The following is a 26,244-nucleotide window of genomic DNA, read 5'->3' as shown; positions in this document are numbered from 1 at the left end:
GAAGAGATCGTCGCCACCGTCGACACCTTCACCCCCGCCGGTCCCGTCGAGCACCCGCGCGGTTCGCTCCGCGAACACGACGCGCCGCCGCTACGCGGCGGTTTCCGGGCTTCGCCCGGAAGGGCCGGAACTCCGTTCCGGCGTGCCGGTCCACTCCGTGGCCCGGCAGGGAATCCGGCTCCGCCGGATTCCGGTAGGACTGGTGCGCTCCGCGCTCCACTCCTGCAAAAGCAGCAGCTACAGGGAGGAGTGACGGCGCGTGGGAGGCAAGGGATGTCTCGCGCGCCTGGATCGCGAGTGCGGCGTGTCAGACGCCTTCTGAAGGGTGGCCACTTGATGCCCTGTCAAGTCTTGGGCTTCCGTCGGAATCGGCCACCCTCGATCACTTCTAGTCACTTTCGAAGAGATCTGATGCGTCACCCTTGTTAGCGGCTTGAGTCTGGGATGATAGCGGGGTACCTCTCTCCCCGGAGTGTCCGGACCGGAGGTCGTCATTTTGGAACTCGGATGGAATCTGGATTGACGCGGGATTCCCTCTGAATGCGCCCGAGAATGCGAGGCATTGTGGCTCAGATGGAATTGCGTCCGCATCAGGCCGAGGCCGTTGACAGCGTCGTCCGTATTCTCGGCACGCCGCCCGGTGGTCGTATGCCCCCGGAGGGGCTGCGGACACAGGTTATCGCTGCTACCGGCTCCGGGAAAAGCCTGATCGGTGCGGAGTCCGCGCGTCGTCTTTCCGCGCGTCGTGTGCTGGTGGTGGTGCCGACACTGGACCTGCTGACGCAGATGGCCGGCGCGTGGCGTCGGGCGGGCCGGTCGGGCGCGATGATCGGGGTGTGCTCGCTGCGGGCCGAGGAGAGCCAGGGCCTGCCCTGCACGACCGATCCCGACGAACTGGTGGCATGGATGGAAGGTCTGGAGACCGTCACGGTCTTCGCCACCTACGCCTCCGTGGGCCTGCGCATTCTCCAGCGTGCCCACGCGGCCGGCCTCGGGGTGTGGAGCCTGATGGTCGTGGACGAGGCTCATCGCACGAGTGGGGATGGTCTTCGGCCGTGGGCGGCGGTGCATGACCAGGCGCAGCTGCCTGCGGAGCGGCGGTTGTACATGACGGCCACTCCCAGGGTGTGGGAGGCCGACGGCGAGGGTGAGCGGCCGCGGTTGGTGGCGTCGATGGAGGACCGTTCGCCGATGTTCGGGCCGGTGGCGTACAAGCTCACCCTGTCGGAGGCGATCGGGCGGGGCATCGTCGCGCCCTATCAGTTGCTCTGCTTGGACATCCGTGATCCGGATCTGTATGCGGCGTTGAGCAGCGAGGACACCGGATCCGACGCGGTCCGCGGGGCGCGGCTGGCGGCCATCCAGACGGGGCTGATGCAGGCTGCGGTCAAGGAGCGGTTTCGGCGGGTGCTGTCGTTCCACAGTCGGGTGGGTGAGGCGGAGGCGATGGCGGCGGCCGTGCCGGTGACGGCCCGCCGGCTCGCTGAGGACGACCCGGACACCTATCCGTCGGCTCGGCAGGTGTGGGCGGACTGGCTGTATGGCGAGCACGCTCCCGGCCACCGCCGCCGGGTGCTGGATGAATTCGCCTCCGATTTCCTCGGTGGGCCCGAATCCGAGGGCGAGGATGTGCGGGCGGAATTGAGGGTCCTTTCCTCAGTTCGTGTTTTGGGTGAAGGTGTCGATACCGCCGAATGCGATGCAGTGCTTTTCGCGGATGCGCGGGGCTCGATGGTCGATATCGTGCAGATGGTCGGGCGCGCTCTGCGACTGCATCCGGGACGCGGAAAACTCGCCACGCTAATCGTTCCAGTATTCCTCGGACCGGACGAAGATCCGGACGAAATGCTCACCTCAGAGGCCTACAACAGCCTCAGCAAGGTCCTCGGAGCCCTCCGGGCGCACGACGCTGTCACGATCGAGGCGCTGGCCGATCCCCGTCTGCGCAACAGCAGTTGGCGCTCCGAGGACGACGGCGATGGCGAGGACGTGGCGCAGGACACTGATGGGGAGGACGGCCAGGAGCAGGACCTCGTTCCCCCGGTCGGGGCCGCGGCGGCGGGAGTGCTGCGGTTCAGCGAGGAACGCGACCCGGCCGTCCTCACGCAATTCGTGCGGCTGCGGGTCATCGACCCCGAACGCGCCTACTGGCTCCGCGGCATCGAGGCCGCCACCCGGTGGCTGCGCGAGACCGGCAGCAGCGAGCTCCGCGTGCCGTACACGTACGTCACGCCGGAGGACTGGCCCGGCATCGGCGGGCATCCGCTGGGGGTCTGGGTCGCAGATCAACGCCGCTACTACGCAGCCGGGACCCTGGACGCCAAACGGGTCACCACGCTGGAAAACCTCGGCATGATCTGGTCCGTACACGCCTCCGCATGGGACGCCGGCCTCACCGTCGCCCGCGACTACGCAGCCGTACACGGCCACCTCCTACCCGCCGCCTCCGTCGTCTGGGACGGGTTCCCCCTTGGGGTGTGGGCCAAGAACCAGCGCGCGGCGGCCAAGAGGACGCGTGAGAACGCCGCACGCCGCACGAACGGGGAGACCGGCATCTCCTATGCCGGAGAGCTTTCCGAGAGCCGCATGGAAGCCCTCAACGAGATCGACCCCGGATGGGCACCAGAGGGATGGGAGATCGGCTGGCAACGCTGCTACCGGCTCCTGCTTGCGCATGTGGAAGCAGGCGGGCCGCTCCCCGCCGGGGCGGGAGACGTCGTCGTCCAGGGCGAGGATCTCGGGGTGTGGATCGCCGGGCAGGTAGCCGGCTGGGACCGGCTCGTGCCTGCCCAGCAGTACCTGCTGGAGAGCCTCGGCGTGCATCCGCAGGCCGAGGGCGTGGCGGTAGTTCCGGCTCGGCGGTCCCAGGGCGACCGGTGGACGGCCAACCTTGCGGCCTCACGCCAGTTCCACGCCCGCGAAGGACACCTGCAGCCACCGCGCAAGCACGTCGAAATCGTCGACGGCGAGGAGATCAAACTCGGGTCCTTCCTGGACAACACCCGCCGCCGAGCAGCCAAGCTGTCCGCAGAGCGGCGCGCGGACCTCGATGCCCTCGGCATGCGCTGGTAGACAGGCGTGAGGCGGGAGATCCCCATGGGGTCACTCCCCTGGCTCCTCCTGCTGCTCGCGCAACGCCTCCAGCAACGCGGCAGTGCTGCGGGTGTGGGGGTGATCCTCACCCAACACCCGACGCTGTCCCTCCAGCGTCTCCTCCCCCAACACCACCGCCTCCTCCACCCGACCCACCTCCGCCAGATCCATGGCCAGGACGTGCGCCGTGCGCAGCGTGTCCGGATGATCCAACCCCAGCACCCGACGCCGCGCCCCCAACGTCTCCTCCCCCAACACCACCGCCTCCTCCACCCGACCCACCTCCGCCAGATCCATGGCCAGGTTGTGCGCCGTGGCCAGCGTGTCCGGATGATCCAACCCAAACACCCGACGCCGCACCCCCAACGTCTCCTCCCCCAACACCACCGCCTCCCCCACCCGACCCACAGACGCCAACCGGACGGCCATTCCGGTCGCCGTGCGCAGTGTCTCCGGATGCTCCGCCCCCGACACCCGACGCCGCGCTTCCAGCGTCTTTTCGTCCAGGGCGAGGGCTTCCTCGTGCCGTCCCAGCACCCACAGCCGGTTGGCAAGGTTGTTGGCGCTGGTCAGGGTGTCGGGGTGGTCGTCGCCGTAGAGGTGTCGGCGACGGGCGAGGGTGTCTTCGTCTAGGGCGAGGGCGCGTTCATAGTCCTGGGAGCCGTCGTAGGCGCGGGCGAGATAGGTGACGGTCCACAAGGTGCCCTCGTGGTCCGGACCGAGTTGCCGGGACCAGACCTGGTGCAAGTGCTCCAATCGGTCCCGGGCGGCGTGGGCCTGGCCGCGATCCATCAGATACCAACAGGCGCTGCGCACGGTGTCCCGGCCTGCCTCAGTGGTGATCAGCGCCGGTTCGACGGCGAGGAGATGGGGCAGGAGTGCCTGCCAGCTGGGCCATGTCGAGGGCTCGTCAGCCTCGCCGGGATGGGCGGCGGCAAGGAGGGCTTCGGCGTTGCGGGCTGCTTGCTGCAGCTGGTCGGGGGTGAGCGGGTCGCGCAGCAGGGTCTGGGTCAGGCGGTGCACCTGCACGGTGCCGTCCTGGATCCGGGCCAGGCTGTGCCGGCCGATCGCGCGCAGGGCTTTACCCGCGGGCAGACGGCCGGACAGGGCCTGGCGCAGGGGCGGGGAGGCCTCGTCAGGGAGGGTGCCGGTGCAGGCGGTGGCGGGGAAGGGCTCGGGGGCCAGCAGAGCCAGGGCGGCCAGCAGGGCGGCTGCGCCAGGGTGTTCGGCTGCCAGGCGGGTGGTGGTCAGCCGGACCTGTGCGGCCAGCGCCACGGGATAGTCGTGCGGCGGGTCCTCCTCCAGCACCTCGGCGGTGCTGCGTGCCAGCTCGGCCGTCAGATCCGCGGCGGACAGGCCGTGCATCGTCAGCAGGGCCGCCGCTTGAGCCAGCGCCAGAGGAAGGTCATCCAGGGTCCCGGCGATGTGATTGGCGTCCGCGTCGCTGAGCATGGCGCCCTGCGCGCGCAGCAAAGCCACCGACTCGCTGCGGGAGAGCGTGGCGACGTCGAGCGGGACAGCGTGGGTGTGCCAGTGCGGGTTACGGGAAGTGATCAGCACATGCCCGGTGGTACTGCCAGGCAGAAATGGGGCGAGGGCGTCGGGGTCTTCAGCGTTGTCGAACACCAGCAGCCAGCGCGAACGGGCGCGCAGCTGCCCCAGCAGCGCCTCCGCCGCCTCTGCCGGGGAGGTGCCGGCGGGCGCAGCACCGGTCCGGGCGGCCAGCCGGGCCAGCTGATCGGGGATGAGGACGGGGTCTTCGGCCGGGATCCACCACGCGAGCTCGTAGGCGCCGGCGAATCGATGCGCGTACTCGATCGCCAGCTGAGTTTTCCCTACCCCGCCGCGGCCGTGCAGCGCCTGGACCGCGACGCGTTGGTCGGCAGCAAGCGACTTACGCAGGTTAACCAGGAGAGTGTCGCGGCCGGTGAAAGCCGCGTTGCGGGCGGGCAGATTCCACACCTGCGGCAACGTGGCAGGCAAGCGGGGACCATCAGCGGCACCGTCTCGAGCCCGCATACCCGACGGTCGCGGCGGCGCGGTGCCGGGGCGGGTAGGGCCGCGCACCGCGCACAACAGGGCCTCGCGGGCAGCGTGATCGTCCAGGCCGAACAGAGCAGGGGCCAACAGTGGACGCAGAATGGGAGGCGGGACGGTGTCAGCGATACGGACGGGAACAATCTTCTCCCGCATGGCCATCATCGCGGTCCACTCCGGGGTCGTGAACCGCTCGAGCTCGAAGTACGCGGGCGAGAACAACGCCAGCAGCCGGCCCCGCTCCAGCGCGGCGTTCATCCTCAGGATGAAGTTGTCGCCCGCACCCCAGTCCCAGTAATCCAGCTCCACCTCATGCCCGGCCTCGGTCAGCTGCCAGCCGACCCACTCCGCCCACGCACGATCCGCACCCGCATGACTGATGAACCACACCTCGTCCGACCCGCTGTCAGACGCCCCCGTATCAGCCATCCGTGCCCCCGTGCCGCGCCGCTGTACGCCACCAACCAGCCTATGACCAGCCGCCCTTGACCGGCCCCACGTTCACCAGCATCCATACCGGACCGTCGGCTCCGCAGCGTGACGCCGACCGTCTCGTGCTCGTTGAGCTCTACGGTCACCGAAGTGCACCGCGGGACCCCGGCCTGTCATGGCAACGGCCGGGGTCTCGTGCCGGCGTGGATCGCCTCCTCCTCGGCCCGCTCCGTCTCCCACTCGGCGACATCCACACCTGTCTCGACCCCTCATGGGCCGACAGCGTGTAACACGAGGCAATCTCGCGACACCGCATACCAACGACCATCGAATCTGAACCTTGCGCAGCGCAGATGACACGACCTGATCGCCCCACCAGCTAACTGACAAAGCCACAGGCCAGGCCGCTGATCCAGCACAGCGCCCACAATCACTGCAGCCACCGGCACACTGCAATCCCCCGCCCACCGACGCACCGCAAACTGATCAGTGCAGGCCAGACCACCCATTACTGATCAGAAAAACCGCTCCCGGACAGCGGATCTCGATCCCTCGGCATGCGCTGGTAGACGGCGTACGGGAAGGACGCGGCATCGGATTTACTCCCCCGTCCTAGACCCCTCCTTCTCCTTGCCCAACCCCTCCAACCACGCGGCGGTGCTGCGGGTGTCCGGATGATCCAGACCCAGCACCCGACGCTGGCGCTCCAGCGTCTCCTCGCACAACACCACCGCCTCCTCCGCCCGACCCATATCTGCCAGCCAGATCGCCAGGTTGTACGCCGTGAGCAGGGTGTCGGGATGATCCACACCCACCACCCGCCGCAGACCCGCCAGCGTCTCCTCGCACAACATCACCGCCTCCTCCACCCGACCCACATCCGCCAGATCGAGGGCCAGGTTGTGGGCCGTGCGCAGGGTGTCGGGATGATCCGCACCGAGCACCCGGCGTCGGCCCGCCAGCGCTTCTTCGTGCAAGGCCAGGGCTTCCTCGTGTCGCCCCAGCGCCCTGAGCCAGTTGGCGAGGTTGTCGGCACTGGTCAGGGTGTGGGTGTGATCGTCGCCGTAGAGGCGTCGGTGGCGTTGGAGGGAGTCTTCGTCCAGGGCGCGGGCGCGTTCATGGTCCTGGGTGTTGTGGTAGGCGCGGGCCAGGGCGTTGGCAGCCGCCAGGGTGTCGTCGTGGTCGGGGCCTATCTGCTGCAACAAGGTGTCGTGCAGGAGCTTCAGGCGCTCTAGGGCGGGGTGGGGCTGGCCGCGGTCCATCAGGTACCAGCACGCGTCACGCAGCGCCCACCGTGCCCCTGTGGTGGTGAGGGAGGTCGGGTCCACGGCCAGCAGGTGCGGCAGCAGCACCTGCCACACCGGCCACCCCACCGGATCCGACACGTCTGCGGGGGCCGCCGCGGCCAGGAGAGCTTCCGCATCCCGTGCCGCTCGCTCGCGCTGGACTGGGGTGAGCTGGTCGGCCAGCACGGCCTGCGTCAGCCGGTGCAACTGGACGGTGCCGTTCTGAGTACGGGCCAGACTGTGCCGGGCGATCGCCTCCACCACACCCCCCGCACGCAACCGCGACACCAAAGCCTCGCGCAGTACGGGGGAGGTCTGATCGCGCAGGTGGCCAGCACAGGCAGTCAGAGGGAAGGGCGCGGGAGCCAGCAGCGCGAGGGCAGCGAGTACGGCGGCAGCACCCGGGTGGTCAGCCGCCAGACGGGCGGCGGTCAGGCGGACCTGCGCGGCCAGCGACACCGGATAGTCATCCGGACAGCCCTCGGCCAGCACCTCGTGCATGCTGCGGGCCAATTCCGCCGTCAGGTCGGCGGCCGACAAGCCCCCGGTGAGCAGGGCCGCGGCCTGCGCGAGCGCCAGCGGCAGATCGTCCAAAGTGGCGGCGAGGTGGTCGGCGTCCGTATCAGAGAGGACGGCGCCCTGGGCGCGGAGGAGGGTGATGGATTCGGTTCGGGCGAGGGTGTCGACGTCCAGCGGGACGGCGTAGGTACGCCAGCGGGGGTTACGGGAGGTGACCAGGACATGCCCGGTGGTGCCGCCGGGCAGGAACGGGGCCAGGGCGCTGGGGTCTTCAGCGTTGTCGAAGACCAGCAGCCAGCGCGACATCGTCCCCAGCTCGCTCAGCAGCAGCTCGACCGCCTCGGCGGGCGCCGTCCCGATCGGCGCGGCGCCGATCCGGGCGGCGAGAGCCGCGAGCTGGTCGGGGATCAGGGCCGGGTCTTCGGCCGGGATCCACCAGGCGAGCTCGTACTCGCCCGCGAACCGGTGCGCGTACTCGACTGCGAGTTGTGTTTTGCCGACCCCGCCGCGGCCGTGCAGCGCCTGGACCGCCACCCGCTGATCGGACGCCAGTGCTTGGCGCAGGTGGACCAGGAGGCTGTCGCGGCCGGTGAAGGCGGTCCACTCCGGGGTCGTGAAACGTTCCGGTTCGAAGTAGGCCGGGGAGAACAAGGCCAGCAGCCGGCCGCGTTCGAGGGCGGCGTTCATCTTCAGGACGAAGTTGTCGCCGGTACCCCAGTCCCAGTAATCCAGCTCGACCTGGTGGCCGGCGTCCAGGAGCTGCCAGCCGACCCATTCCGCCCACGCCCGATCCGCCCCCGCATGACTGATAAACCACACCCGGTCCGACGTGCCGTCAGACGCCCCCGCACCCGTCATCCGTGCCCCCGTGCCGTGCCGCTGTACGCCGCCAACCAGGCTATGGCCAGCGGCCCTTGACCGGCCCCACGTTCACCAGCATCGGTACCAGGCCGTCGGGTAGAGCCCGGGTGGGTCCACGTTGGACGCCGTCGACGCGGATCCTCTGTGCTGCCCTACGAAAGAGCACCTGCGTGCCAGACTGTTCGTGCGCCCGCCAGGCTCCCCCGTCTTGGCGGGCGCAGCTCTGTCAGCCGAGGCCAAGAACCTATGAAGGTGCCGCCGGAGATCGACCCCGGGCAGGCTCCGGACTGGGAGAGAAACCGGCAGCACTCGTATCAACTTCTGCTCGCGCACGTGAAGGCGGTCGTCCAAGGCGAGGATCTCGGGGGATGGATCGCCGGACAGGTGGCCGGATGGGACAAGCTCGTGCCCGTCCAGCAGTACGTGCTGGAGACGATCGGCGTGCATCCGCAGGCCGAGGGCGTAGCGGTGGTTCCGGCACGGCGGTCCCAGGAATAAGCTGTGGGAACGGAACATGACCGCCGCGCGACAGTTCCACGCCCGCGAGGGGCACCTCCGCGTACCCCGCCAACACCGCGAAGACGTCGACGGCGAACTCCTCGGGCTCGGCTCGTTCATCTCCAACGTCCGCCGCCGCGCCGCGAAGCTGAGCGTGGAACGACGCGAGGCCCTCAACGCGTTGGAGATGCGCTGGTAGCGGGCTGGCTGGTCAACACGCCGCTCGCGTCGAAAGCGTGGAATCTCGTGCGCCCCTCGCTCTCCGCCAGCTGTGTCCCGTGCGAGCCACAGCAAGAGGGCTCAGGGGCGGGCGGGGCGATAGCGCGTGCTGGCCGTGCTTCGGGCTGTCTGCGTCGGCTGTGTCCGGCGCCCGAGCGCGGAGGCCCCGCCGACGCGCAAGCAGAGGAGGACGGCGCCGATCCCCCGAGGCGCGCCCACACCCGTCCCCGCCCTTCCCTTTTCCCTTCTCCTTGTCTCGTCGGGGGCGTGGGGGTGTGCAGAGGGGGATGTCAGCAGGCGTACCAAGCCTGATTGTTGGGGTGACCAGGGGTGACGCGGAGAGGCTCCGGGAGGCCGCGCAACCTCCAGCGCAACCTCTACCGCAACACCCTGGCGCAACCTCCAGCGCAACCCGCAGCGCAACAGGGGTTCCATCCCAGCGATGAACCCCCGACCAGGCGCTGGCCCTGGTCGACGACTTCGCCCACCTCTTCACCGTCCTGAAGGAGTGGCGGCAGGAGTACGGCGAGGAGCTGACCGCCTGGGTCGTACAAGTGGAGGCCGACGAGTCGACAACCTCCCCACGGAACTCATCAAGCAGTGGGAATGGGAGGGCGCGCCGGTCCGCCTCGACACCCAACGGGGCGGCTGCGTGAAGGTGTCCGGCTACCGCCCACGTCTCGCCGGGCCGGCGTCGGCGGGCTGCCCGCTGTGATCGCGTCGCTCGCGCTTCGCGGTGAGACCGTCTGCGAGAAGCCACTGGGACTGGTTCTGGGCGATGGAGTTATGGACGCGCGATGCAGTGAGTGTCATGATCACGCTGTCGTCGGGCGTGGGTCCGGCATGCCGGGGAGGATCCGTGAAGCTGTACCTCGCCATGCCTCTGGCCCTGTTGGCGCTGCTCATCGCCGCCTCCGGCGTTGCGGCGGTTACCCGCGGCTGGGTGCTCCCTATGAACCGGCGGCATGTTCGCGCCCCGCGGGTCTACGGCTGGGGTCAGCTGGTGTTGGCCTTTGCGCTGTGCTGGCAGCTGGCCTCCGGGGTGTTGATCAGTGATTCCGGCGCTCGGCTGGCGGGAACGCTGATCGGCGACGCGATGCTCCTGGCTGGCCTCCTCGTCATGATGATCGGTCAGCTCGCTGGTGGTAACCGGAAGGCTGGCCGCACACCGTAAGTCCTGTCCGAGTGATCAGGCTCGGAGCCGGATGACAAGGACGCTGCTGTAGCGGTGCCGGGGAAGACGTAGCCGCGCTTGTCATAGTGATCGCGTCGCTCGCGCTTCGCGGTGAGACCGTCGAGCGGGCCGAGCACGTGCACGGCCAGACAGGGAAGCGCGCTTGGTAGAAGGTCCAGCGTCGACCTGTTGCCCCACGCCCGGTTTACTGCGCCGGCTGCGTCCGGCGCGAGTGCGGAGGCCCCGCCGACGCGCAACAGAAGAGAACGGCGCCCGATCCCCCGAGGCGACCCTCACCCGTCCCCGCCCTTCCCTTTCCCTTCCTTCTTGTCTCGTCGGGGGCGTGGGGGTGTGCAGAGGGGGATGTCGGGCTGCAGACCACGCCTGGTCAGGGGTGGTGAGCTGCGGATACACCGTCAGACCCGGTAAGGGCGCGGACCGTTGTCGGCGGGATTGTGGGCGGGGTGGGTGGTACGGGTTGTGGGCGTGGTCTGGGGCGGGGTTATCGCATCGTGATGCTGGTCGGGCCTTCGTGGTACGGGTTTCGGTACGGGGTGGCTGGTGGCGTGGAGGTGCGCGCGGTGCCGGGAAGGCGGCACCGCGGCATGGACGCGGAGGGCGCGCTGATGCGGGATGTGGATGCGGGCGGTGGCGACCGGCTGGCTTTGGCGGTGCTGGCGCAGTACCGGATGGCGACGACCGAGCAGATGCACCTGTTGATCGCGCCTGATGTGCGGATCGAGCAGACCCGGCGCCGGCTGGCCAAGCTGAAGGCTGAGGGCCTGGTCGACCGGATCACGCTGCCGCAGGCCGGTCGGACGCGGGTGTGGTTCGCCACCCACTACGGCGCCGACGTCGCCTCCGAATGGCCGGAACTGCGGGAGTGGCAGCCCGCGAAGCTGGGCGCGGACCGTACCGCGGCCCGGCTGCGGGTCGGGCACGCGCTGACCGTGACCGAGACGGGCCTGGCGTTCGTCCAGGACGCCCGCCGCCACGGAGACGTATGCCCGCCGCTGGACTGGATCCCCGAGGTCTACCACTCCCTCGGCACCGGGGAGGCCGTCATACCCGACGCGCTGCTGTACTACCGGCGCAGCCGCCGTGACGGCGAAGGCTGGTCGCTGCTGCGGGCGTTCGTGGAAGTCGACCGCGCCACCATGGGTCCCGAACGCCTCGCCGCAAAGCTTCTCGCCTACGAACGGCTGTACCGGCATGTGCCGGTGACCGTCGGCCGGCCCCGGGCAGCTGCGTACCAAGTGCCGGCGGAAGACTGGCGGCGCCGCTATCCGATCTTCCCGCGCCTGCTGTTCGTCCTGGACGGCACCGGCCCTGACGGCATCGCCAACCGCGTCAACACCCTGCGCTCCGGCGCGGAGCTCACCAGAGCTGACTTCCTGGCCGCCGTGCCCATCCTGGTTGCTCCGCTCACCGACATCCTCCGCGACGGGCCCTCCGCGCCCATCTGGCGGCCCGTCACCGCCCCCGCGGAACAAGTCACCTGGACACACCGGCGGGGTGACTGACCACCCCGCTCACCGCCCCCTTCGGGTGAAGCTCTCAGTCGAGCCGCCCCGAAGCAGTGGAGCCGCTGACGCGACGGGGCCCGTGGCTGTGGTGTAGGCCCTGTCGCGTCCGCGGCCGAGGAGGAGCAGCGTGGATCCGGTGGGGTCAGGAGGTGAGGGCCTGGGGCGTACCACGGCTCCGACCACCCCGACCACAGAACAGACCATGCAGGTCAGCGGCCTGCACAACCACCGCGACCGAAAGGCTGCGCAACCGGCCGGCCATGACCTCCACCACCCCGACCACGACCGTGCTCCACCCCGACCGAAATCCCGACCGCAGGCCCGACCACAGACCAGACCATGCAGGTCAGCGCCCTGCGCAATCGCCGCAACCGAAAGGCTGCGCAACCGGCCAGCCGTTGCGCAGCGACCGAAGCCAACCACCACCGCGCAGCTGTGCAACCTGCGCACCGCCCCTCACCGGAACGCCCCAGGCCAGGCTGGCCGGGACAGTCTGCGCAGTGCGAGCGGCCGCGACTGCGCAGCCGTCACAGCCGATTGCGCAGCCGCCGCGGTGCCGATTGCGCAGGTCCGGCCGGCCGATTGCGCAGCCGGAGGTGAGGCAGCTGCCCGAGACCGGACCACGCTGACCGCCCCTGCCTGCGCCTGCCAAAGGCGCGGTGAGACGTAGCTGGTCACCGCCAGTGTCGGGTTTTCGCCGCTGTGCGCGGTGGAAAGCGCCCCACCCTGCTCATGTACGTGAGGTCAATGAGTACCGGTCGAGGAAGCGGTACTCATTGACCTCACGTACATGAGCCCTGGCTCTCGGGCCTGTTCAGGTTGCGCGGCGCAGGGGTACGACGACGTCCTCGCCGGTGCACTTCGCGCTGAGCCGGTAGTAGCTGATGTGCGCGAGCCGTTCGGATTCCTCGAGCCAGCCGGCTTCCACGACCTGGCGCCGGGTGCGGGAGAACACGGTGGGGGACATGCCGACCAGCTCGGCGAGCTTGGCGCCGGTCTCGATGACGGCGCCAGCGCGGTCGGCGGGGTGCATCGCGTAGAGCATGACGACCAGGCGCTGGTTGGCGGTCATGCCCGCGGTGCGGTGGAGGACGTCCAGGAGCCTGTGCTTGTCGTCGCTGCTCACTGGGCCTCCAACCACGAAGGGGTCGTGTTGTCGAAGCCGGGGATGTCCGGCGGGTTGCACGTCTTGATCGCTTCCCGTTGCTCAATCCCGGTCCCGTGAAAAGCAATGTACGGGCTGATCCGGTAGAGCCTGTAGTTGCCGATGCGGCCGCGCTCGATCAGGATGCGCTGCTTGAGGAGCTTCCGGTTGATCTTGCCGACGGCGTCGGCGGTCATCCCGACCTTTTTGGCGATGTCCGCGCCGGTGGCCCTCAGCGGCGCCATGCCCTGAGGGGAGAGACCGATCCACCACAGCACCATAAACTTCTGGCTCGGGGTGAAGTCCTTGCTCTCGGTGATCGCCGCGACCCGGGCCTTGTCGACCTGGACGTGATCGCCGGTGAAGGCGTAGGGCGCATACGGGATGGCCTCGCCCGTGTCGGCATCAACCAGTCTGCGTGCTCCCAACGGGCCCTCCATGGCCGGACGTTGCCTGAATGGGTAGAGCGGCGGCCCTCAGGCCGACCAGATGAACGTAACGTACATGAGCACAGAGTCCATGAACCCGGCTTCCAGAGCGTGTCGCTCACCCCGGCATCAACACCACGCCTCCACCAGCTCCCGGGATCCGCACCTGCTTATGAACGTGACGTCAATCTAGGCAGGTCCTGAGAACCCGGTCGCGGTCTGCAGGACACGAGTGCCACGATGCCCAGGACTGCCTGCCCAGTCCTCCGAGACCGTGTGCACGCTGCTCAAGACTGGGTGCCAGATCGTCAGATCTTGGTGCTGAGCGATGTTTCCGCAGGTCAGAACGGCTTCATCTGTTGCGCCTTCTCCAGCAGTGGGACAGGCATGTACGCCGGTGCTCCACCCACGACTCCAAGCCCCCACCACGCGGCCGCGCCAGTCGGCGCTAGCCCGCCGCCTCCGGCGGCCACCGGGCCCCGCCTCCACTTACTGGTCGACGAACACCGCGTGCACTCCCCCGTCCCCAGCCCCCGAAAGCACGCCACGACGCGTTCGCAGCGACCAATTACCCGCCACGTGTGCCTCCATCAGCCCACACCAGCCTCAGCCCCGCTTGCCTCGACACCGCCGACAACCTTCCGCCGCCGACGATCCTGAGGACCCCGTCGGCACACCGCAGGCCCCCAGGGCCGAGGATGTCCCGACCCCTAGGCGAGGAGAGGCGGACACGGCCGACTTATGAGTCGCGGGCCAGCCTGTTGCTGGACAAGCCCGCGCCTGGGTACTCAGGCACGCACGCGGGTGCAGCCTAAGGGCCGCCCCAGACGCAAGCGGTAGGCCGCAGCACACGACAGCGGGCCGCCCCGATCGGGGCGGCCCGCTGTCGTGTGACGGTTGGTCAGACGGTTCCGTCGACTACGCCGCCGACGAGGGCGCCGAAGGCCTGCGCGTCGAGGGCGAGGTGAGGACCGGCGTGCACTTTGGAGTCCCGCACGGCCACCCGGCCATCCGGTACCTGCGCGATCTCCACGCAGGCGCCGTTTTCGGAGCTGTACGAGCTCTTGTGCCAGGCGAGAGCGCGCGCATCGTACGTGGGCAGGGTGGGGTGGTTCATGGTGATCAGTTCTCCTCTGCGGCTAGGGATTGCAAGAGCGCCGCGGACTCCTCGGGGTCGAGTGCAGCCGCCCGCAGGCGGTCGAAGGTGTCGACCAGTGACCGGACTTGCCGGTCTTTCTCCAGGAAGGCATTCCCGCTCGGTGAATCCACGTAGCCGATGCGCGGGTCTGCCGGTCCGAACTCGAGCAGCGTGAAACTGCCGCGAAGCCCGGGGTGCATGTCCTTCGGCCGGAAGATTTGGACCGTGACGTTCGTCCGTGAGGTCCAGTCGACGAGCACGCAGAGCTGGGCCTGCATGACTGCCGTCCCGCCCAGCGGACGGCGCAGGACCGACTCATCGATGACGGCCCACAGTTCCAGCGGGTCCGTCTCCTGCGTGAGCCGGGCCTGACGCTGCATCCGCGCCTTGACGAGGCGCTCGACCTCATCGGAGGAGCGGCGGGGCAGCGCTGATAGCACGGCTCGCGCGTAGTCCTCGGTTTGCAGCAGGCCGGGGACGAATCCGAGTTCCCAGCACTGGAGGGCGCGTGCGTCGTACTCCAGGCCGACGTACACCCCCAGCCCAGACGGGAAGACCTCCTCGTACTCGGCTTGCTCCCACCAGCCGACCTCGGCCGCGGTCTTGTGCAGGGTGAGGATGGCGGCCCGTTCGTCCTCCCCGTCGACCTTGTACAGGTCGAGGAGGCTGCGGATCTCGATCTGCTTGGCGAGGCCCTGGCCCCGTTCCAGGCGTGAAATCTTCGAGGTGGAGCACTCCAGGTGCTGCGCCGCCGCGAGCTGGTCGAGGCCCGCGCGTTCGCGCAGTTGCCGCAGCTCACTGCCGAGGCGCCGCCGCCTCACGGTGGGCCCGCTTGGATCACTCACCCCTCGCCCTCCCCTTCTGCGCCGTCGTGGTGGGTTTGCCTGGTGCAAGTCTGCCTCATCGCGCCGGTGGCCAGTAGGCATGCCCCTTCGCCCCTTCCTGGAGGTCCACGTCAGGGGTTTGATTCCCCATTGGGCTTGTCTCATGGGATTGCATGGAGGATTCTAATTGGGATTGCACTACGGGATGTAGTGCCGCGATGTCGCAGGGCTGAGCACGAGGGGTGAGCGGGAGTTGTTCTCCATCAGGCCGACGGGCGCCGAGATCCGCGCCGCGGTGCACGACCTCTTGCAGATGACGCCCCAGCGGACCAGCCAGCTACACGGCGAAACCTGCGCGTGCTGCCTGAGGATCGACGACTTATCCCCGGGCGGCATGGCGTACGTGGCCAGCGGCCCGGAAGGCAAGGGGTGTCTCGGCTACCCCGTCAGCGTGCCCGGACCACGCGGACACCAGGGAGACATTGTGAGCTTCGATGCCCTGACCGGCTGGGCAGAAGCCGCCGAGCACGTCCCCCCGTGGACTCCGGGCACACCGCCCCGGCCAGCTCTGCGTCTGGCATGGGCCGCAGGTTGCGCCCCCTTCGTGCGGGTCCAGGGCGTCGAGGTCGTACGCATCAGCGAGATGCTCGCCGCCCACACGATCGACGCACTGAAGGAACGCGGTCACCAGCCCGACCCGGTGCTCATCACTCTCCCGCGTCACTGCATCGAGGTCCTCGTACCGCTCGCCTCCACCGCCATCTGCCCCCCCCCCGCACCGGTACGCGACGTGCGCCGCTGCCGCCCTGATGAAGTGCCCCGCACCCGAGGTGAACCTAGCCAGCGGCCGATGGGTGACGGGCCGGACCTGGACTCGATCGCCCAGTACCGGACTTCCCTTCACCAACACCCATGCGCTCGCCGAGGCCGTCCTCGAGGCCCTGGCCCGGTGGCACGACAGCCTCACGGCGCGGATCGAGGGATGGGCCGGAGACCGCCCCACACCAGGCCCCCACAGGAAGGACACCCGGCCATGACCGCCGACCCCGAGAGCGCCCGCCAGACCGAGGCCCTGCAAGACGTCGTCTGGAGTGCGTTCCCGCCCAAGTCGCGGACCGTGCCTCCACAGGGTCTGGCCCGCACCGCCTGTCGTCCGCCGCACCAGGTCTCGACCGTCCAGTGCCTGAATCAGGTACGCCGGTTCCCGGGCCGCGACGACCGCACCCCGGCCGAGGCCCGTACGTGGGCGGCCGACGTCTGCCGGGTGTGGCGCGTGCCCCACCTGCTCGTCGAGGACTTGAAGCTCATCGTCTCGGAGCTCGCCACCAACGCCGTCACGCACGCCACCGGGGATGTCCGTGTCGGCGTATCGCTCACCGCGCATGAGGTGTGGGTGCTCGTGGTGGACCAGGGGCCCCGCCGGCGGCTCCAGCCGCAGCAGGCCGGGGACGACGACGCGCACGGCCGTGGCCTGTTCCTCGTCGACGCACTCGCGACCCGCTTTGAGGCCACCCCCGCCGGAGACGGCACGGCCGTACGCGCCTGTCTGGAACTCCCGCCCGCGTGGCTGGCCGAGGACAGCGCCCCCGCCGTCCACGCCCCCACACAGGACGGCTCCATCTCCCACGACTCGGAAGACGCCGCAGATGCCCCCCGTAGCCATAACTGACCCCGTGACCCTTCAGCCGGGTCTATCGGAGGCCGTCCGCTGGACATGGCCCGTCACTGACGTAGTGGCGGACCTGGTCTGGGACTGCGTGGCCAGCGTCTATACCAGGTGGGGGGCCGCGGCGTACCAGGCCGACCTACTGGCCGATCTCGCCGTGGATTTCGTCACCGCGGTGCTGGAGAAGGCACCCCGGCCGTACGTGACCGTGACCGTGGCGTGCGATGGGGTGCGCGCCACGGTCAGCGTGATCCCAGCTGCGTTACCCGCACCCACCGCTGCCTTCCCCTTGCCCTACCGAGACGTAGAGACGGCGACCTCGTGGGGCCGGGCCGCCTTAGACATCATCTCATTTGGCGAGTCTGCGGTAGCAAATGAGGGTGCAGGCGATGCTGGTGAAGGCCAGGAAGTGATCAGCTTTGCGCTCGTAGCGGCGGTGCAATCGGCGGCATCCGGCGAGCCAGGACATCGTGCGTTCTATGGTCCAGCGGTGACGGCCCAGGCGGGTCGAGGACTCGATGCCCCTGCGGGCGATGCGGTGCCGGATGCCGCGTCCGCGTAACCATCGCCGCAGGTGGTCGTAGTCGTATCCCTTGTCGGCGTGGAGTTTGGCCGGCCTGCGCCGTCGGCGTCCGCGCCGGGAGCGGATCGGCGGTATCCCCTTCACCAGCGGGATCAGCGCCTGGCTGTCGTGCAGGTTCGCTCCGGAGATTCCGACGGAAAGGGGCAGACCGGTCCGCTCGGTGATCAGGTGGATCTTCGAACCGTACTTGCCCCTATCTACAGGATTCGGGCCTGTCAGCTCCCCTTTTTCAGCGCCCGCATGTTCACCGAGTCGATCGCGCAGCGGGACCAGTCCAACTCGCCGCGGGAGCCGAGTTCGTCGAGGACCAAGCGGTGGAGCTTGGCCCACACCCGGGCCTTGGACCACTCGGCAAAGCGCCGGTGAGCCGTCGCTCCCGACGGACCGAACGACGCGGACGGCAACTGCTGCCACGTACAGCCCGACGTGGCCACGAACACGATTGCTGCCAGCACCTCCCGGTCCCCGTGCCGACGTCGGCCGCCACCCTGAGGCCGCGACGGAGCCGCCGGGACCACACGCTGGAACAACTCCCACAACTCATCCGGCACCAGCCGCTCAACGATCGAAACCACAACCGACAGGCTACCCAGCCAAATGAGATGACGTCTTAGAGATCGGCCTGTACCTGTTCGCCATCGTCAACTTGAATCCCTGGCGGAGGAACGCGTGATGCCCTCACCAACGAGGAGCGAGACCCGTCGATACGCGATCGCCGACCCGGAAACGGTCGAGCGGGCTGCGCTTGAGGCCAGGGTGGTTCTGGGGGGGATGGCAGGTGCCCGGACCGGTCGTCGAAGCCCTCGTCAAGCGGACCCGTGGCCTCGTCGCCGAGGCCATCGAGGAGTACTCCGGGGACCGGGTGATCGTCACGACCGTGCTCGACGAGGACCGGGCCGAGGTTCACGTGATCGACAGCGCCCGCAGGCGCGAAACCCGCCACTACTCGACCAGCCGCCCCGCCACGGCCGAGCGGACTGCCAGCGACGTCGGTGTGGTCCTGAAGACGTGGCAGGTGCCCGAACCGGTCGTCGAAGCCCTCGTCACACAAACCCGTGACCTCGTCGCCGAGGCCATCGAGGAGCACCCCGAGGCCCGCATCATCGTCACGACCGTGCTCGACGAGGGCCGAGCCGCGGTGCACGTCCTCCCCGTGACGTGCAGCCAGGACCACCACGGCCTGATCGACCCCGCCACCGCCGCCACCCTGCACGAGGCGGCCCGCTATTGGGGCGCCACCACGCCCACACCCTGCCTCTGCGCCACGCTCGCCCTGATGGGCGACGACTGGAAGACCCTGCGGCCGTTCCTCACGACCCCAGGCCACCACCACCCCTAGACCCGCAGGCCCGCGCCCCCCGTCGCGGACCGTGCGGTGTGCCCCGCCCGGACTCCCCTCCTCAACCCGGGCGGGGCACTGCCCCCAGCTAGACCAGCTGTCTGCGACCGCTCAGCGCAGACAGCCGCCCCCGGCGGTGGGTGACCGCCGGGGAAGTCGGCCCCCGGTGCGTCAGGCCACCGGGGGCCGACCCAACCCATGCCCTCTCAAGCCACCCATCCTGCGGCCATGCCCCACACCACCACAGCGCTCACCGCCCGGCAGACCGATCAACTGATCGCCGACGCTGGGACAGACCTGCATCGGTGCGCAGGGCGGTGACGAGGTACCGGACACGGGCATGGTCGGGGTTCAAGTGGTTGGTGCGGTAGCGGAGGGCCTACTTGGATTCGGCTTGTCCTATCGGGTTGCGGCCGGTTAGCAGTGCCTCGCGGGCCGTTTGCCAGGTGGGGGCGCCGGGGTGGAGCTGGGTGTGGAGGTAGGACGCGGTGAGGTGGGCGAGGGCGGTGACTCGCTCGGGGTTCTCGTCGGTGGTTTCGGCGGCGTCGTATCCGGCGATTCCGCCGAGTCCGTGTTCCGCGTCGAAGAGGGTGAGCAGGGTTTTGGGGGCGGGGGCGAGTGTGTAGGGGTCGGTGTGCCAGTCCGGTCCCATGTCCGTGAAGTGCTGGGGGTCGTCCTTGTCGCCGGCGACGATCAGCGCGGGGGTGGTCATGGTGGAGAAGTCGACGGCACCGATGATCGGCCACTGTTGGGCCATGGGGCCGTTGAAGGCTTCGCCGCCCCTGCCGGGCGCGGCGAGCAGTACGCCCGCCTTGATCCGGGGTTCGGCGAGGTGCACCAGGTTCCCGGTGTCGGGGTCGGTGAGTCCGGCGCCGAGTAGGAGGGCGGCGGTGAAGCCGCCGAGTGAGTGTCCTGCGAGGGCGATCTTGGTGGGGTCGATCCGTCCGGCGAGCTGCGGCACGGTGTGCTCGATCACGTCGAGCCGGTCGAGGATGTGGGTCATGTCCTCGGCTCGGGAGCGCCAGAAGTCGGGTGCGCCGGGTGCGTCGGCGACGAGGTGGCTCAGTGTCCTGGAGGTGAGGTGGGTGGGCTGGATGACGATGAATCCGTGTGCTGCCCAGAGGTTGGCCAGCGGTGCGTAGCCGTTGAGTGAGGAGAGGTTGTTGGAGGGGCCGTGGCCGTGGGAGAGGAGGATGACGGGGAGGTTGGTTCCTGTTGCGGGTGCGGAGACGCGCACCTGGAGGTCTACGGGGCGTCCGGGTATGGAGAGGACTACGGGGCTGTAGGACAGGACAGGGGTGGGTGTGCTCACGGTGAGGTTCCTTTTGGTGGTGGCTGCCGTGTGGCTGGGCCTCTGAGAGTTGGTGGCAAGAGGGCAGGGGGCAGGAGCGGGCCGCTTCGGTTAAGGTTAATCGGAGCGCTGCTCCATTTAATATTCGGAGCGCTGCTCCGTTTTGTCAATCGGTGTGGGAGGAGTACGTGATGGCCACCGAGAGCCCTGCAGGGGAGTCTCCGTCCCGCGGGAAGCGGGCCGACGCGCAGCGCAATCGGGAGACAGTGCTCGCTGCCGCTGCCGAAGTGTTCGTCGCTTCCGGTGTCGACGCGCCGATCCGGCAGATCTCGGCCCAGGCGGGGGTCGGTATGGCCACGATCTATCGGCACTTCCCGACTCGGGCGGATCTCGTCACCGCCGTCTACCGTCATCAGATCGAGGCGTGCGCCGAGGCCGGGCCTAACCTGCTGGGCAGTGCCGGCTCACCGCTCGACGCATTGCGTCAGTGGATCGACCTCTTTGTGGACTTCCTGGTCACCAAGCACGGACTCGCCGATGCGCTGCAGTCCGACAGTGACCGTTTCGCCGCGTTGCACTCCTACTTCCTGGATCGGCTGCTGCCTGTCTGCGCTCAGCTCCTCGACGCCGCGGTCGAGGCCGGCGACATCAGGCCTGGCACTCAGCCTTACGAGCTCATGCGTGGTATCGGCAATCTCTGCATCGGACATGACAACGACCCCCGCTACGACCCCCGCCGCTTGATCGCCCTTCTCCTCCGAGGGCTCCAGCAACCCCTCACACCCTGACGGCGACGGCCGGTATCGCGGTCTGGCTCCTCCTCCCCCACTTCCACGTGACCGAGCGAACGCCTGTGGCTGGTCAGGGGGTGGGGGTGGTTGGCCAGTTGCGTAGGAGGGTGTCGAGGGCTTCCAGGATGCGGGTCCAGGTTTCCTGGGTGTCGGGGGCGCTGTGGCTGAAGCCGCCGCCCATTTCCAGGCTGATGTAACCGTGAAAGGTGCTGCCCAGGAGGCGGACGGCGTGGGTCTGGTCGGGTTCTGTCAGGTCGTAGCCGCGGAGGATCGCCCGGGTCATCTGGGCGTGTCTGGCGCCGGCGCTGGCTGCGGCTGCTTCTGGGGTGAGGCGTAGTTGGGCCGCGGCGTAGCGGCCTGGGTGTTCGTGGGCGTAGTCGCGGTAGACGTCGGCCAGGGCGGTGAGGGCGTCTTTTCCGGCTCGGCCCGCGAGGGCGGTTGTGCCTCGGTCGGCGAGTTCCTCCAGGGCGAGGAGGGCGATCCTGGTCTTGAGGTCGTGGGAGTTCTTCACGTGCGAGTACAGGCTCGCGACCTTGACGTCGAAGTGTCTGGCGAGTGCGGAGACGGTGACCTGGTCGAAGCCGACCTCGTCGGCGAGGTCGGCGCCGGCATGTGTGAGGCGTTGTGCGGTCAGTCCTGCGCGCGCCATGGTTCTTGGCCTCTCGATACCGGGTGCCGGCTGGTTCGGTGAGGTCATTTTGTGTTTGCCTGACGGGCTTGGGCAAACAGATGTTGCGCTTGGTAGTCGGCGCTCAGGTGGCTGTGGGCCAGGTGCGTAGCAGGGTGGCGATCTTTGAGGTGGTGCAGGCGGGGTCGCGGAGGAGGTCTCGTAGGGCGATGGCGTCGTTGCGCGTCGGCTTGAGCGGGATGCCTGAGGCCTCGAGGTACATGACGCCGGTTGCGGCGGCGACCGCCATGTTGGAGCGCTCCAGCCAGCGGCAGCGGCCGAGGACGTGGACGAGGGCGGCGGCGCGGGCGTAGGGGCCGTCGTAGACCGGTTGATCCAGGAGTTCGGCCTTGTGGGCGGCTACCGCGGCGACCGGGATGCCGTAGTCGTCGGGGGCGGGGTCGTGGGCGCCGGCGATCTCGGCGACCTGCAGGATCCAGGGGACGTCGATGTGCAGGTTCATTACGCGGCGTGGGCCCCCGGGGCGGCGTGGCCGCCGTCCTCGGTCTCGTCGAAGATCGCCTGGTGCTCGTCGAGGAAGCGGCGGGCGGCATCGAGGCCGCGGGCGCGCAGACCGTCGGTGTCCTCGCGGACGAGTTCGGCGATGTAGTCGCCGATGCTCAGGCCGCGGTCCTTGGCTCGGGCTTTGGCGAGTTCGGCGACCTCGTCGTCGACGCGGGCACCCAGTTGTGTCTTTGCCATAGGAGAATGGTAACACTTGTTACCACTGGTGGGAGGAGTGCGGCACGGCTGCTTCCGCGACAAGGGCAGGGTGACGGGTCGCCGATCGCGTCAGCAGCGGTGTCCATGGTCTGGACCTGGCTATTACGGCGTAATAGCCAGGAGGGTGAGGGGAGTTCGCCTCGTGGGAGGCGCTCCCTGCGGCTGCGCCTTCTGGTTATTACGGCGTAATAGCTTGCGAGGGTGGGTAGTTCGGGCGCCTTTGATGGTGTTTGGGACGGTTTTCCAAGCTCGGATTACGGCGTTGCCGACGCTATGGGGGCCGGGCCGCGTTGGGAGCGAGGGGTTTTTGCGCCGGGCTTCTTGGGTTCGATCGTGCGGGGGTCTACTGCCTCGCCGGGGGCTCCCTCGCGGTAGAGGCCGTTGGGGAGGGTGTCCCGGTCGTGTGGGAGGAGGAAGAAGACCCGGCGCTTGTAGAGGCCGCTGTCGGGGTCGGGTTCGGCCTCGTCGTTGAGGAGGGCGTAGCCGACCATACGGCCATCCCGGGCGTACGGGGGCTTGTTGTTGCGGCGCTTGGTCTTGTCCAGAGCCTGGCGGACGTAGTCGAGGTTGTGGGGGTCCTCCAGCCACACCACGTCCGCCTCGTGGGTGAGGTCGCTCTCGGTCAACAGCGAGCTCATGGCCGCAGCCCTTTCCTCGCCGGCCTGTGCGCAATGCGGGGGCCGGACTGGTTCGTGCGTGTTCTGGGGGCCACCGCTAGCGGAGCCCGGGGGACATCGTAGTTCGACCGCTGGCCGAGCCATAGAGCGTGGGGGGTTGTCGGAGGTGGTGTGCGGTGCGTCATTCGGTCCCCAGGAGGGCGATGCCCGGGTAGTACTTGCGGCCGTTGGACTTGATCATGTCGGTGGGTGAGGCGAGGCCGACTTCCTGACGGACTCGGGTGGCGAAGGCTCGCGGCGAGGCGGGGCGGATGCCTTCGCCTGCGTTGCACCAAGAGCTGTACTCGGCGAACAACAGGCCCTGTTCGACACGTAGTTCGCTGCCGTTGTCGGCGGCGCGGGTGCAGCATTCGTCGAGGAAGCGGCCGATGTGGTCTTCGGTGTTGGCGTAGGCGGTGGTGGCGATGCGCACCCTGTCGGGGCCTTCGAGGGGGTCTCGGGTTGCGAGGTAGCGGCGGGCGCCTTCGATGAGCCAGTGGAGGATGCCGGGGCCCTCGTCCCGTACGAGTTCGAAGGCGAGGTTGTCGATCCGGCGGGCGGCGGGGACCGTGCGGGTGAAGGGCAGCAGGCGGATGCGGCGCCAGAAGGCGTAGCCGCCGGTGGAGACTTCGGGGCGGTGGTTTCCCAGCAGCCAGAGGTGGTGGGTGGGAGTGAAGGAGAAGTAGTCCTGCCGCATGCGACGGGCTTTGATCTTGTCGCCGCCGGTCAGGAGGCGGACGCGGGCTTCGTCGAACTTGTCGTTGGGCTTGAGCTCGCTGCACACGATGAGGCGGCGGCCGTGGAGTTCGGTGAGCTCGGTGGAGTGCTCGGAGAAGGCTCCTCGGTCCATGAGGAAGCCGGGCGGGGCGGCGTCGGCGTAGTCACCGAGGATCTGGATCATCGTGTCCAGCAGAACGCTCTTGCCGTTCTTGCCTTCTCCGTGGAGGAACGGCAGGACCTGGGCGCCGACGTCTCCGGTGATGGAGTAGCCGAGCAGCAGGTGGAAGAAGTTGATCATCTCCTGGCCCTCCGCGTCGTCGCCGAAGGTGTCGGCGAGGAAGCGGTGCCAGCGAGGGGTCTCCATCGGCTGTGGGGCGACGCTGGTGGCGCGGGAGTGGAAGTCCAGGGTGGGGTCCGCTTTGCGGAGGTGGCCGGTGTGCAGATCGACGACGCCGCCGGGGGTGCACAGGGCGTAGGGGTCGCCGTCGAGGGTGTCCGGGTCGACGGAGAGGTCCGGAGAGGCCTTGGCCTGGGTGAGCAGGGCCTTCATGCCGGTGGTGGAGAGTGTCTTCTTCTTGTGCGAGGACAGTTCCCGGTTGCTGAAGACACCGCGGGGGTCGGTCTCGGGCATGTCCTCCGCCATCTCCCCCGCTGCCCACAGAGCGGCCTTCTCACCGCCGGTGCGCTTCCAGCGGTAGCCGTCCCAGGAGAACCAGCCGAGGCCTTCCACGTGGCGGAACTGGTCGCGGTAGAGCTGGACGAAGAGGCGGGCGTTGCCGCGGTCGCTGAGGTGTGGGGGCAGCAGGCCGGATTGCAGGGACGCGAAGGGCAGGCTCCCGGGGGTTCCGGAGGCTTGCGCGGGGAGCAGTGTGGGTGGCTGCTCGGCCGCCTGGAGATCGAGCATCTGCTGAGCGGCGGCCTGTGCGTCGAACCGCGGCATGCTCTCGGCGCTGCTCATGAACGTCCTTCGAGACGGAACGGGTGGGCGGCCCCAGCGGCAAGGCCGTCGTCGATGATCTTTTCGTTGCGTGCGGTCTGCCAGGGCCTGACCTCGTCGGCCGTGGCGCGGAGTTGGTCGCGGACTGCGGTCTCCTCCAGGTGGCCGGCTGCCACAAGGCCTCCTGCGGTGTAGGCGGCTCGGTTGAGCTTCTCCGTGAACCCGGTTCCTTCGGATGCGGTCGCGCACTGGGCGATCTCGTCGACAAGCGGGGTGAGGACACGGTGGGCTGCGGCGGGTCGGCGGGTACGACGGGTCCGTGCGAGGGGCTGTCTGGGGACCGGGGGGGCGATGACATGGCCGGTGCGGACGAGTTCGGCGTGCAGCCAGCCGGGCAGTGGTGCAGGCAGGCGTGCGGCGCCCTCGGGCGCGTAAGTGCCCTGGGCAGTGCGGGTGGTGGGGGCGATGATGTACCCGCCCTCGGCCCTCACATCGACCTGCCAGGCCAGCGCGACCTTGGGGCTGGAGCCGGTCGAGCAGCGCAACCGGGTTGCCGGGTACGGGTTTCGGTACCAGATGTGCAGGCCCCCTGAGGGGGTGCGCACGCGCAGGGTCGTCTCGTCGTGGGTCGGGTCGGGCTGGCCCCGGAAAGCCGCAAGAAGGGCAAGGGTGTCGAAGCCCGAGGCTAGGCCGGTGAGGTTCACGGCATCGGGGATGGGGATGCCCGGCAGGAGGCGGCTACGGTCGGGGACCTGGACGCTGTGCGCGTCCACGTCGAGGACAACAAGCTCGGCCGGACCGCAGGCGACACCTACGCCTGCGGAGGGGCTGCTCCCCCACCAGGCGTCGATGTACCCCGTGTTGGTGGTGGCGGCGTGGAAGCCGTGGCAAGGGCGTCCTGCGGGCAGGCAGGGGCATGTCTTCGGGTTGTGGCTTCGGTCCCTGCACTCGGGGCAGTTGGCGGCCGGGGTCTTGCGGCCGGGAGCCAGAGGATGGACCGGCCAGCCCTGGGCGGCGCACCAGCGGGCGACGGCATGCGGTGTCGCGGGCCTGGCCGGGGCGGCAGGCAGGCGGATGTCACCGGGGCGCGGCACGCTGATCGTCCTTGTCGGGTCTCGTGGTTCGGTTCTATGGCTCAGTCCCTGAGAAAACACCAGGCCACAGGTGTGGGTGATGTTCTATCAGGGACCGAAGGGACTGTGTTTCGGGAAGAGTGTAGAGGCATGTCAACTGGGAGTGAGGCAACTCCCACCGCGTGGCGCCCTATCAGTTCCCTCGGTCCCTTGAGTCCCTTCGGCCTCCCACCGGGGGCCACTCCCCCATCAGTCGGTGCCGTTTTGGGTGACTTGAGAGTGGCTGGAGGGACTGAATCCTCAAGAGAGCCTCCAGGGACTGAACCCAGGGTCCCTGCAGGGACCGTCCCTTCCTTCAGTCCCTGCGCAAAACCGCAGGTCAGCGCGTTTCCCCCTTCCCCAGCAGGGACTGTAGGGACTCAACTCTCTAATTATGAGCTGAACTAGACATATGGAGGCAGATGCGCACGCGCGTACGAAAAAAGCTCTACTCCAGCTCATAATTAGGAAGTTGAGTCCCTACAGTCCCTGATCTGGCCCCCAAGAAGCTTCTGACCTGCACATATACCAGGGACTGAAGCCCAGGGACCCAACAGTCCCTCAGGCCCTCTCCGTCCCT

Annotated in this window: 22 protein-coding genes; 8 read left to right on the top strand and 14 right to left on the bottom strand. The window is 68.8% G+C overall.

Going from position 1 to position 26,244, the window contains the following annotated elements:
* The first annotated feature begins 573 nt into the window (after positions 1-573).
* Positions 574-3,072 carry a DEAD/DEAH box helicase gene (locus ACWD3I_RS46465; RefSeq protein WP_365405320.1) on the top strand — a complete coding sequence of 833 codons (2,499 nt, stop codon included), beginning with the start codon at positions 574-576 and terminating at the stop codon, positions 3,070-3,072.
* 30 nt (positions 3,073-3,102) lie between these two features.
* On the opposite strand, the gene fxsT (ACWD3I_RS46460) is transcribed toward ACWD3I_RS46465, so the two are convergent.
* Both fxsT (ACWD3I_RS46460) and fxsT (ACWD3I_RS46455) read right to left on the bottom strand, forming a co-directional pair.
* Positions 3,103-5,559 (bottom strand): FxSxx-COOH system tetratricopeptide repeat protein, encoded by a 2,457-nt coding sequence (fxsT, locus tag ACWD3I_RS46460; RefSeq protein WP_365405323.1) that lies wholly within the window; start codon positions 5,557-5,559, stop codon positions 3,103-3,105.
* Between the two features lie 602 nt (positions 5,560-6,161).
* The gene (fxsT, locus tag ACWD3I_RS46455; RefSeq protein WP_365405326.1) at positions 6,162-8,225 is read right to left on the bottom strand and encodes an FxSxx-COOH system tetratricopeptide repeat protein; all 2,064 of its coding nucleotides are present in this window, start codon (positions 8,223-8,225) and stop codon (positions 6,162-6,164) included.
* Positions 8,226-8,474: 249 nt separating this feature from the next.
* On the opposite strand from fxsT (ACWD3I_RS46455), the gene ACWD3I_RS46450 reads away from it, so the two are divergent.
* The 4 genes from ACWD3I_RS46450 (at position 8,475) to ACWD3I_RS46435 (ending at position 11,642) form a co-directional block, all read left to right on the top strand.
* Complete coding sequence (locus ACWD3I_RS46450; RefSeq protein ID WP_365405328.1) at positions 8,475-8,726, top strand: hypothetical protein; 252 nt, start codon at positions 8,475-8,477, stop codon at positions 8,724-8,726.
* Between the two features lies 1 nt (position 8,727).
* Positions 8,728-8,925, top strand: a complete 198-nt coding sequence (locus tag ACWD3I_RS46445; RefSeq protein WP_451084404.1) for a helicase associated domain-containing protein — start codon at positions 8,728-8,730, stop codon at positions 8,923-8,925.
* 879 nt (positions 8,926-9,804) lie between these two features.
* Positions 9,805-10,119 (top strand): hypothetical protein, encoded by a 315-nt coding sequence (locus ACWD3I_RS46440; protein ID WP_365405333.1) that lies wholly within the window; start codon positions 9,805-9,807, stop codon positions 10,117-10,119.
* Positions 10,120-10,700: 581 nt separating this feature from the next.
* Positions 10,701-11,642 carry a replication-relaxation family protein gene (locus ACWD3I_RS46435; RefSeq protein WP_365405336.1) on the top strand — a complete coding sequence of 314 codons (942 nt, stop codon included), beginning with the start codon at positions 10,701-10,703 and terminating at the stop codon, positions 11,640-11,642.
* An 817-nt stretch (positions 11,643-12,459) separates the two neighbouring features.
* Here the strand turns inward: ACWD3I_RS46435 and ACWD3I_RS46430 are convergent.
* The 4 genes from ACWD3I_RS46430 to ACWD3I_RS46415 form a co-directional block, all read right to left on the bottom strand.
* On the bottom strand, positions 12,460-12,771 hold the full coding sequence (locus ACWD3I_RS46430) for a replication initiation protein, RepL2 (protein WP_267018102.1): 312 nt from the start codon (positions 12,769-12,771) through the stop codon (positions 12,460-12,462).
* Positions 12,768-13,229: a MarR family transcriptional regulator gene (locus ACWD3I_RS46425; protein ID WP_389966605.1), complete on the bottom strand. Its 462-nt coding sequence runs from the start codon at positions 13,227-13,229 to the stop codon at positions 12,768-12,770. The genes ACWD3I_RS46430 and ACWD3I_RS46425 overlap by 4 nt, the downstream gene beginning before the upstream one ends.
* An 889-nt stretch (positions 13,230-14,118) precedes the next feature.
* The gene (locus ACWD3I_RS46420) at positions 14,119-14,334 is read right to left on the bottom strand and encodes a DUF397 domain-containing protein (protein WP_267018101.1); all 216 of its coding nucleotides are present in this window, start codon (positions 14,332-14,334) and stop codon (positions 14,119-14,121) included.
* A 5-nt stretch (positions 14,335-14,339) separates the two neighbouring features.
* Entirely contained in the window at positions 14,340-15,200 is an 861-nt protein-coding gene (locus tag ACWD3I_RS46415) for a helix-turn-helix domain-containing protein (RefSeq protein WP_365405341.1), read from the bottom strand.
* 1,012 nt (positions 15,201-16,212) lie between these two features.
* On the opposite strand from ACWD3I_RS46415, the gene ACWD3I_RS46410 reads away from it, so the two are divergent.
* Entirely contained in the window at positions 16,213-16,848 is a 636-nt protein-coding gene (locus tag ACWD3I_RS46410) for an ATP-binding protein (RefSeq protein WP_365405344.1), read from the top strand.
* A gap of 346 nt (positions 16,849-17,194) precedes the next feature.
* Here ACWD3I_RS46410 and ACWD3I_RS46405 read toward each other — a convergent pair.
* A protein-coding gene (locus ACWD3I_RS46405) for an IS5 family transposase (RefSeq protein WP_365405425.1) occupies positions 17,195-17,994 on the bottom strand; the annotation gives its coding sequence in 2 pieces (ribosomal slippage) (positions 17,195-17,646 and positions 17,646-17,994; 801 coding nt in all).
* Positions 17,995-18,206: 212 nt separating this feature from the next.
* On the opposite strand from ACWD3I_RS46405, the gene ACWD3I_RS46400 reads away from it, so the two are divergent.
* A complete protein-coding gene (locus tag ACWD3I_RS46400; protein WP_365405347.1) occupies positions 18,207-18,767 on the top strand; it encodes a hypothetical protein in 561 nt (186 codons plus the stop codon).
* 379 nt (positions 18,768-19,146) lie between these two features.
* Here ACWD3I_RS46400 and ACWD3I_RS46395 read toward each other — a convergent pair whose 3' ends face one another.
* The gene (locus tag ACWD3I_RS46395) at positions 19,147-20,079 is read right to left on the bottom strand and encodes an alpha/beta hydrolase family protein (RefSeq protein WP_365405350.1); all 933 of its coding nucleotides are present in this window, start codon (positions 20,077-20,079) and stop codon (positions 19,147-19,149) included.
* Between the two features lie 170 nt (positions 20,080-20,249).
* On the opposite strand from ACWD3I_RS46395, the gene ACWD3I_RS46390 reads away from it, so the two are divergent.
* Entirely contained in the window at positions 20,250-20,846 is a 597-nt protein-coding gene (locus ACWD3I_RS46390; protein ID WP_365405353.1) for a TetR/AcrR family transcriptional regulator, read from the top strand.
* A gap of 73 nt (positions 20,847-20,919) precedes the next feature.
* On the opposite strand, the gene ACWD3I_RS46385 is transcribed toward ACWD3I_RS46390, so the two are convergent.
* The 6 genes from ACWD3I_RS46385 to ACWD3I_RS46360 form a co-directional block, all read right to left on the bottom strand.
* Entirely contained in the window at positions 20,920-21,498 is a 579-nt protein-coding gene (locus ACWD3I_RS46385) for a TetR/AcrR family transcriptional regulator (RefSeq protein ID WP_365405356.1), read from the bottom strand.
* A gap of 103 nt (positions 21,499-21,601) precedes the next feature.
* Positions 21,602-21,979: a fic family toxin-antitoxin system, toxin component gene (locus ACWD3I_RS46380; RefSeq protein WP_365405359.1), complete on the bottom strand. Its 378-nt coding sequence runs from the start codon at positions 21,977-21,979 to the stop codon at positions 21,602-21,604.
* On the bottom strand, positions 21,979-22,218 hold the full coding sequence (locus ACWD3I_RS46375) for a hypothetical protein (protein WP_365405362.1): 240 nt from the start codon (positions 22,216-22,218) through the stop codon (positions 21,979-21,981). Before ACWD3I_RS46375 ends, ACWD3I_RS46380 begins: the two co-directional genes overlap by 1 nt.
* Before the next feature lie 275 nt (positions 22,219-22,493).
* A complete protein-coding gene (locus ACWD3I_RS46370) occupies positions 22,494-22,877 on the bottom strand; it encodes a DUF6009 family protein (protein WP_365405365.1) in 384 nt (127 codons plus the stop codon).
* A gap of 160 nt (positions 22,878-23,037) precedes the next feature.
* Positions 23,038-24,573: a DNA primase family protein gene (locus ACWD3I_RS46365; protein WP_365405368.1), complete on the bottom strand. Its 1,536-nt coding sequence runs from the start codon at positions 24,571-24,573 to the stop codon at positions 23,038-23,040.
* Positions 24,570-25,646 (bottom strand): bifunctional DNA primase/polymerase, encoded by a 1,077-nt coding sequence (locus ACWD3I_RS46360; protein WP_451084403.1) that lies wholly within the window; start codon positions 25,644-25,646, stop codon positions 24,570-24,572. Before ACWD3I_RS46360 ends, ACWD3I_RS46365 begins: the two co-directional genes overlap by 4 nt.
* Positions 25,647-26,244: the final 598 nt, after the last annotated feature.

Source organism: Streptomyces sp. NPDC002817 (genome assembly GCF_053592055.1).
This window is presented reverse-complemented; position numbering and strand designations above follow the sequence as displayed.

What these genes read in the sequence shown, in the direction of transcription:
- ACWD3I_RS46375 (WP_365405362.1), bottom strand. Translation starts at nt 22,218, where the DNA reads ATGGCAAAGACACAACTGGGTGCCCGCGTCGACGACGAGGTCGCCGAA.
- ACWD3I_RS46380 (WP_365405359.1), bottom strand. Translation starts at nt 21,979, where the DNA reads ATGAACCTGCACATCGACGTCCCCTGGATCCTGCAGGTCGCCGAGATC.
- fxsT (WP_365405323.1), bottom strand. Translation starts at nt 5,559, where the DNA reads ATGGCTGATACGGGGGCGTCTGACAGCGGGTCGGACGAGGTGTGGTTC.
- ACWD3I_RS46465 (WP_365405320.1), top strand. Translation starts at nt 574, where the DNA reads ATGGAATTGCGTCCGCATCAGGCCGAGGCCGTTGACAGCGTCGTCCGT.
- fxsT (WP_365405326.1), bottom strand. Translation starts at nt 8,225, where the DNA reads ATGACGGGTGCGGGGGCGTCTGACGGCACGTCGGACCGGGTGTGGTTT.
- ACWD3I_RS46450 (WP_365405328.1), top strand. Translation starts at nt 8,475, where the DNA reads ATGAAGGTGCCGCCGGAGATCGACCCCGGGCAGGCTCCGGACTGGGAG.
- ACWD3I_RS46385 (WP_365405356.1), bottom strand. Translation starts at nt 21,498, where the DNA reads ATGGCGCGCGCAGGACTGACCGCACAACGCCTCACACATGCCGGCGCC.
- ACWD3I_RS46365 (WP_365405368.1), bottom strand. Translation starts at nt 24,573, where the DNA reads ATGAGCAGCGCCGAGAGCATGCCGCGGTTCGACGCACAGGCCGCCGCT.
- ACWD3I_RS46410 (WP_365405344.1), top strand. Translation starts at nt 16,213, where the DNA reads ATGACCGCCGACCCCGAGAGCGCCCGCCAGACCGAGGCCCTGCAAGAC.
- ACWD3I_RS46420 (WP_267018101.1), bottom strand. Translation starts at nt 14,334, where the DNA reads ATGAACCACCCCACCCTGCCCACGTACGATGCGCGCGCTCTCGCCTGG.
- ACWD3I_RS46390 (WP_365405353.1), top strand. Translation starts at nt 20,250, where the DNA reads ATGGCCACCGAGAGCCCTGCAGGGGAGTCTCCGTCCCGCGGGAAGCGG.
- ACWD3I_RS46425 (WP_389966605.1), bottom strand. Translation starts at nt 13,229, where the DNA reads ATGGAGGGCCCGTTGGGAGCACGCAGACTGGTTGATGCCGACACGGGC.
- ACWD3I_RS46370 (WP_365405365.1), bottom strand. Translation starts at nt 22,877, where the DNA reads ATGAGCTCGCTGTTGACCGAGAGCGACCTCACCCACGAGGCGGACGTG.